Origin of the sequence: Polymorphobacter sp. (genome assembly GCF_051860865.1) — a bacterium.
Classification (GTDB): Bacteria; Pseudomonadota; Alphaproteobacteria; order Sphingomonadales; family Sphingomonadaceae; genus Sandarakinorhabdus.
Map to the genome: position 1 here is coordinate 1 of NZ_JBIMKZ010000114.1, position 5766 is coordinate 5766.

Consider the following 5766-nt stretch of genomic DNA (forward strand, 5'->3'; position numbering starts at 1 on the left):
GCTGCCCTGCACCTTCAGCTTCATGCGCTCGGCCGGCATCAAGCCGGACAATGCCGCCGTCCGCGAAGCAATTGCCACCAAGCCGCCGCTGATGGTGTTCGGGTCGTACAACGAGCGGATGTACATGGCCGAGCAGAATTCGCGCGCTGTGTTCATCCCCGCCAGCTTCCCGGGCGCCGCCATCCGGCGCCACACCGGCTCGCCGTTCATGGGCTATTCGGGTGCCACCTATCTGATTCAGGAAGTCTGCAATGCGCTGTTCGACGCATTGTTCTTCATCCTGCCACTGTCGACGCAAATGGACCGCGCCGAGGCGACGCCGTCAAAGCTGCTCGAAAGCGTGATGTGGGACGATGATGCCCGCTCGGAACTCGATGTGCTTGTCGACAAGGAGCCGGTTCTCGTCCGTATTTCCGCCGCCAAGCGTTTGCGCGATGCCGCCGAGCGCGCGGCCCGGGACGCCGGTGAAAAGTCGGTGACGCTGGCGCGACTCCACGCCGCCGCCACCCTTTACCAGGCGCAGGCCGCATGAGCCGCGCCGAGACCCTTTTGGCCGTTTCGGCCATCAACAACTTTGTGGTGGGTTCCAACGCCGCAAAGCCGCCGGTCGGGCGAGGCCATTGTGGCCCCGTGCGGCGGACAGACTGGAGGAAGACTGCATGAGTGATAGCAATATTGGTCCAGGTACCTACCTGACCGACGCCGAGGCAAAGGAGTTCCACAAGGGCTTCGTCGCTTCCATGGCGTTTTTTACCTTCGTGGCGATCATCGCCCACTTCCTGGTCTGGGCCTGGCGGCCTTGGCTCGGCGAAGCTCGGCCGATTACCGCTTCCGTCGAAAATGCCCAGATGGCTGAGTCGGCTGCCGCCGCCTCGCCCCGCATCTAAGGAGAACGAAAATGTGGAGAGTCTGGCAGACTTTCAATCCGCAGCGGGTCCTGACTGCGCTGGCCGTGTTCCTTTTCACGCTGGCCATCCTGATCCACTTCATCCTGCTCTCGACCGAGCGTTACAACTGGCTCGATGGCGCTGCTCCGGCCGACACCACGGCCGCAGTGACGCTGGACGTCAACGCCTCGGCCTGACGTTTCGACCAGTCACGATTGGCGTAAGCGACAAGGCGCGACGGACGGGGTCGGCAAGTCCATTCCAGGGCTAGCCTCCTCGTCCGTCCGCACCATCAGTTAGAAGGCCCGCGCTGCCATCCATGAGGGGTGGTCGTCCGGAGGGAGGTGCCCCATGGCGCTGTTAAGTTTTGAACGCAAATATCGCGTCCGCGGAGGCACGCTGATTGGCGGCGACCTCTTCGACTTCTGGATCGGCCCCTTCTATGTGGGCTTCTTCGGGGTGACGACGATCTTCTTCACGGCGCTCGGCGTGGCGCTGATCCTGTACGGCGCCGCCATCGGCCCGACGTGGAACCCCTGGCTGATCAATATCGCACCGCCAAGCATCGATTACGGCCTGGCGCTCGCGCCTCTGAAGGAGGGCGGTCTCTGGCAGATCGTCACCATCTGCGCGATCGGCGCCTTTTCCAGCTGGGCGCTGCGCGAGGTCGAGATCTGCCGCAAGCTGGGCATGGGCTATCATGTGCCCTTTGCCTTTGCGGTTGCGATCTTCGCCTATGTCTCGCTGGTCGTCATCCGCCCGGTGCTGATGGGCGCCTGGGGCTGGGGCTTCCCCTACGGAATCTTCCCTCACCTCGATTGGGTGTCGAACACAGGCTACCAGTATCTGCATTTCCACTATAATCCGGCGCATATGCTGGCGGTGAGCTTCTTCTTCACCACCACCCTGGCGCTCGGCCTGCACGGCGCGCTGGTCCTGTCTGCGGTCAATCCGGCCAAGGGCGAGGACGTAAAGTCACCGGAATATGAGGACACCTTCTTCCGCGATCTGGTCGGCTATTCGGTCGGCACGCTCGGCATCCACCGCGTCGGCCTGCTCCTGGCATTGAATGCCGGGTTCTGGAGCGCTGTGTGCATCATCATCAGCGGACCATTCTGGTCGCGCGGATGGCCGGAATGGTGGACCTGGTGGCTAAACCTGCCGATCTGGTCCTGAGGGGAGGCTTGAATCATGGCTTACCAGAACATCTTCACCCAGGTTCAGCTTCGCGGCGACCTTGAGCCCGGCGTTCCGCTGAGCGCCAACAACGACCCGCGTTTCGGTCCACTCGGTTTCACTTATTTGATGGGCAAGTTCGGCGGTGCCCAGATCGGCCCGATCTATCTTGGTCGACTCGGCCTGGCCTCGCTGATCTGTGGTGCCATCAGCATCGTCATCATCGGCATGAACATGCTGGCGTCGGTCAATTATGATCCGATCCAGTTCGTCCGCCAGTTCTTCTGGCTGGCGCTGGAGCCGCCGCCCGCCCGTTATGGCTTCGAAATCATTCCGCCTTTGAACGAAGGCGGCTGGTGGGTGATCGCCGGCTTCTTCCTCACGGCCTCCATCCTGCTGTGGTGGGCCCGGACCTATCGCCGTGCACGTGAGCTCGGCATGGGCACCCATGTGGCCTGGGCCTTTGCTTCGGCGATCTGGCTCTATCTGGTTCTCGGGTTCATCCGGCCGCTGGCGATGGGCTCCTGGTCGGAAGCCGTGCCGTTCGGCATCTTCCCGCACCTCGATTGGACGGCTGCCTTCTCGATCCGCTACGGCAACCTGTTCTACAATCCGTTCCACGCGCTTTCGATCGCCTTCCTTTATGGCTCCACCTTGCTGTTCGCCATGCACGGTGCGACCATTCTGGCCGTCGGCCGCTACGGCGGCGAGCGCGAGATCGAGCAGATCACCGATCGCGGCACTGCGTCAGAACGCGCTGCGCTGTTCTGGCGCTGGACGATGGGCTTCAATGCCACCATGGAGTCTATCCATCGCTGGGCCTGGTGGTTCGCGGTGCTGACGACGCTCACCGGCGGCATCGGCATTCTGCTGACTGGCACTGTGGTCGACAACTGGTATCTCTGGGCTGTCGAACACCATTTTGCCGAACAGTATCCCGCCACCGGCACGGTCGATCCCGCCACGATCCCGGGAGCAGCGCAATGATGAGAAAATATCTCACACTCCTCGCGGTCGTCCCGGCACTTGTGCTGGGCGGCTGTGAAATTGGCACCAAGGTCGTCGAGCAGAATGGCCCGCGTGGTCTCGCCATCGAGCAGATCAAGCACAAGGCGACGATGCGAACCGCCGCCGACGTGCCACCGCCGCCCTACGAGTTGACTCCGGACATGCGCGAAGGCGAGCGCGCCAGCGCTGCCTATGAGAATGTCCAGGTACTTGGCGACATTTCGGTCGACGAGTTCAACTACACCATGGCTGCGCTCACCGAATGGGTGGCGCCGGCCGACGGCACGGTCGAGAATGGCGGTTGCAACTACTGCCACAATCCGGCGAACATGGCTTCGGACGAGATCTATACCAAGGTCGTGGCGCGCCGGATGTTGCAGATGACACGGGCGATCAACGCCAACTGGACGCCGCACTTCAACAACAATTACGGCCAGAGCAACGAGAACGCCGGCGTTACCTGCTGGACCTGCCACCGCGGCAAGCCGCTGCCGGCCAATAGCTGGTCGGATACGCCGCCGACCCCAACCCAAATCAAGGGCAACAAGCGCGGGCAAAATACACCGCTCGTCCAGACCGCCTATGCCTCGCTGCCCTATGATGCCTTCTCGGCCTATCTGTCCGGCGACGGCAATATCCGGGTGCTCGGCAAGTCGGCTTATCCGAACCAGCATGAGGCTTCGATCGTCGCCACCGAGACCACCTATGGCTTGATGATGCACATGAGCCAGGGCCTCGGCGTCAACTGCGTCTTTTGTCACAATTCCCAGAACTTCGGGAAGTGGGATGATAGCCGGGCGCAGCGTGTCAATGCCTTCACCGGTATTCGCATGGTGCGTGACATCAACAACAACTACATCAGCGCCTTGGGCGATGTCTGGCCGGCGAACCGTCGCGGTCCGGCCGGTGATCCGCTCAAGGTCAACTGCGCCACCTGCCATAACGGGATCAACCGCCCTCTCGGTGGTGTGAAGATGCTCAAGGACTATCCGTCGCTGAAGGGCGTGCACAGCACGGCCCCGCCAGCGCCGGCCGCGAGCCAGCCGATCCCCGGCATCTCGCCGGAAGAAGGCCCTGCCGATAGCGGGGCACAGCCGGGGCCGATTGCTGCCAACCAAGCCCAGGCCAAGCCGGCCGCCTGATCCGTACCCGACGCGGACATGACCCGGGGCGTCTTATGGCGCTCCGGGTTTTTCTTTGCCGCCAGTCCGTGCAACATCACATCATCGATCAAGGAACGCCCCGCCCATGAAAGCCCTGTTGATTGTTGCCCTGCTCGCTGCCGTTCCCGCTGTCGCCGCGGAAGACCCGCTGCGCGTCCGCGCCGAGGCGATCCTCAAGCAGCAGCCGGTCATCGATGGCCATAATGACTGGCCGATGGCATTGCGCATGGGCTTTGGCGAAGACTGGTGGAAAACCGACCTGACCGCCGATAGCCGCACCTTCAAGCGGCCGTTGCATACCGACATCCCGCGCTTGCGCGCCGGCCATGTTGGCGGCCAGTTCTGGTCGGTCTATGTGCCGGCCAGCGTCACCGGCCCGGCGGCGGTCAAGGCAACGCTCGAGCAGATCGACATCGTCCACGGCATGGCAGCGCGCTATCCGCAATATTTCGAGCTGGCCCGCACCGCAGCCGATGTCCGCCGCATCCAGAAAGCCGGTCGCATCGCCTCGCTGCTCGGCGTCGAAGGCGGCAGCCAGATCGACAACAGCCTCGCCGTGCTGCGCATGTATCATGACCTTGGTGTCGGCTACATGACCCTCACCCATACCAAGCACAATGACTGGGCCGACAGCGCCAACGAAGCGCCCCGCGCCCAGCCACTCACGGACTTCGGCAAGGCGGTGATCGGCGAGATGAACCGGATCGGCATGCTCGTCGACCTCAGCCACGTCTCGCCCGAAACGATGCGCGCCGTGCTGGCGGTGACCAAGGCACCGGTCATCTTCTCGCATAGTTCGGCGCGCGGCATCGCCGACCACCCCCGCAATGTGCCCGACGATGTGCTCCGTCAGGTCGCCGCCAACGGCGGCGTGGTGATGGTCAACTATGTCCCGCAATTCATCGACAACGCCCGCATCGCCCATGCCGCCGCACGGTCAGGAGAATTTACGCGCCTCAATCTCCTCTATCTCGGCCAGCCCGCCCGCGCTGCCGAGGCCATGGCGGCATGGGACAAGGCCAATCCAGCGCCAGTGGTGCCGCTGTCGGTCGTCGCCGACCATATCGACCATATCGTCAAGATTGCCGGGATCGACCATGTCGGCATCGGCGCCGACTATGACGGAATCGACGCCCTGCCGATCGGGCTCGAAGGGGTGGAAACCTATCCCGCGCTGTTCGCCGAGCTGCTCCGGCGCGGCTGGAAGGACGACCAGTTGATGAAGCTGTCCGGCGGCAATATCCTGCGTGCAATGGCGCAGGCCGAAACCGTTGCGACCGGGCTGAAGAATGACGTGCCATCGGCGATCCGCCCATAAGAGAGCGGCAGCATCAACGAAGGGGGACCGATGAAGCGAATACTGGTCATGCTGGCGGCGGCCCTGGCCGCCCCTCCGGCGCTCGCGCAGCCGGCCGAAACGGCGACGCTGTTCCGCAATGTCCGGGTTTTTGACGGCACTTCGTCGGCGCTGACCCCGCCCACCGAGGTTCTGGTGCGAGGCAATACCATCGCGCGGATCGGGCCGGGCGGGG

At 63.3% G+C, this 5766-nt stretch carries 7 protein-coding genes and 1 pseudogene; all 8 read left to right on the forward strand.

All coding sequences use genetic code 11. From position 1 onward, the window contains the following. Window positions 1-532, forward strand: a 532-nt coding sequence (locus tag ACTIFJ_RS14655; RefSeq protein ID WP_439534851.1) for a nitrogenase component 1, incomplete at its 5' end; no start/stop codon positions are given. Window positions 533-659: 127 nt separating this feature from the next. Beyond that, window positions 660-887 (forward strand): light-harvesting antenna LH1, beta subunit, encoded by a 228-nt coding sequence (gene pufB, locus ACTIFJ_RS14660; protein ID WP_439534852.1) that lies wholly within the window; start codon window positions 660-662, stop codon window positions 885-887. A gap of 11 nt (window positions 888-898) precedes the next feature. Further along, window positions 899-1084: a light-harvesting antenna LH1, alpha subunit gene (gene pufA / locus ACTIFJ_RS14665; RefSeq protein ID WP_439534853.1), complete on the forward strand. Its 186-nt coding sequence runs from the start codon at window positions 899-901 to the stop codon at window positions 1082-1084. A gap of 154 nt (window positions 1085-1238) precedes the next feature. After that, complete coding sequence (gene pufL / locus ACTIFJ_RS14670; protein WP_439534854.1) at window positions 1239-2063, forward strand: photosynthetic reaction center subunit L; 825 nt, start codon at window positions 1239-1241, stop codon at window positions 2061-2063. Between the two features lie 12 nt (window positions 2064-2075). Continuing rightward, a complete protein-coding gene (gene pufM, locus ACTIFJ_RS14675) occupies window positions 2076-3050 on the forward strand; it encodes a photosynthetic reaction center subunit M (RefSeq protein ID WP_439534857.1) in 975 nt (324 codons plus the stop codon). Further along, entirely contained in the window at window positions 3047-4213 is a 1167-nt protein-coding gene (pufC, locus tag ACTIFJ_RS14680; RefSeq protein WP_439534855.1) for a photosynthetic reaction center cytochrome PufC, read from the forward strand. Before pufM ends, pufC begins: the two co-directional genes overlap by 4 nt. A gap of 106 nt (window positions 4214-4319) precedes the next feature. Further along, on the forward strand, window positions 4320-5552 hold the full coding sequence (locus tag ACTIFJ_RS14685) for a dipeptidase (RefSeq protein WP_439534856.1): 1233 nt from the start codon (window positions 4320-4322) through the stop codon (window positions 5550-5552). Window positions 5553-5582: 30 nt separating this feature from the next. Then, a pseudogene (locus ACTIFJ_RS14690) lies at window positions 5583-5766 on the forward strand (amidohydrolase family protein); the annotation flags it as partial.

Coding starts and splice junctions, on each gene's coding strand:
- pufB (WP_439534852.1), top strand. CDS start 660: ATGAGTGATAGCAATATTGGTCCAGGTACCTACCTGACCGACGCCGAG.
- pufA (WP_439534853.1), top strand. CDS start 899: ATGTGGAGAGTCTGGCAGACTTTCAATCCGCAGCGGGTCCTGACTGCG.
- pufL (WP_439534854.1), top strand. CDS start 1,239: ATGGCGCTGTTAAGTTTTGAACGCAAATATCGCGTCCGCGGAGGCACG.
- pufC (WP_439534855.1), top strand. CDS start 3,047: ATGATGAGAAAATATCTCACACTCCTCGCGGTCGTCCCGGCACTTGTG.
- ACTIFJ_RS14685 (WP_439534856.1), top strand. CDS start 4,320: ATGAAAGCCCTGTTGATTGTTGCCCTGCTCGCTGCCGTTCCCGCTGTC.